This window comes from Brevibacillus borstelensis (assembly GCF_037834415.1).
Lineage (GTDB): Bacteria > Bacillota > Bacilli > Brevibacillales > Brevibacillaceae > Brevibacillus > Brevibacillus borstelensis_A.
This window is the reverse complement of sequence record NZ_JAUMSJ010000138.1, coordinates 1-284: the sequence shown is the minus strand read 5'-3', so window position 1 is coordinate 284 and position 284 is coordinate 1. Positions and strand designations below refer to the sequence as shown.

Below are 284 nucleotides of genomic sequence, written 5' to 3'. Positions count from 1 at the left end.
GGTGACCCGTAGGGGATTCGAACCCCTGTATGACAGCGTGAAAGGCTGCTGTGTTAAACCGCTTCACCAACGGGCCACATTTCAAATGAGTAAATGGTGCTCCCGACAGGAATCGAACCTGCGACCTCTTCCTTACCATGGAAACGCTCTACCGACTGAGCTACAGGAGCAAGTATATGGCTCCTCGGGAGGGACTCGAACCCCCGACCGATCGGTTAACAGCCGATTGCTCTACCAACTGAGCTACCGAGGAACAATGATAAAGGCACTAACGCAATCATGCA

3 tRNA genes are annotated in these 284 nt (G+C 52.8%); all 3 read right to left on the bottom strand.

The features are described from left to right. Positions 1–2 precede the first annotated feature (2 nt). A tRNA-Glu gene (locus Q3F21_RS27315) sits at positions 3–76 on the bottom strand. A gap of 18 nt (positions 77–94) precedes the next feature. Beyond that, a tRNA-Thr gene (locus Q3F21_RS27310) sits at positions 95–170 on the bottom strand. Between the two features lie 7 nt (positions 171–177). Continuing rightward, positions 178–253, bottom strand: a tRNA-Asn gene (locus Q3F21_RS27305). Between the last annotated feature and the right edge of the window lie 31 nt (positions 254–284).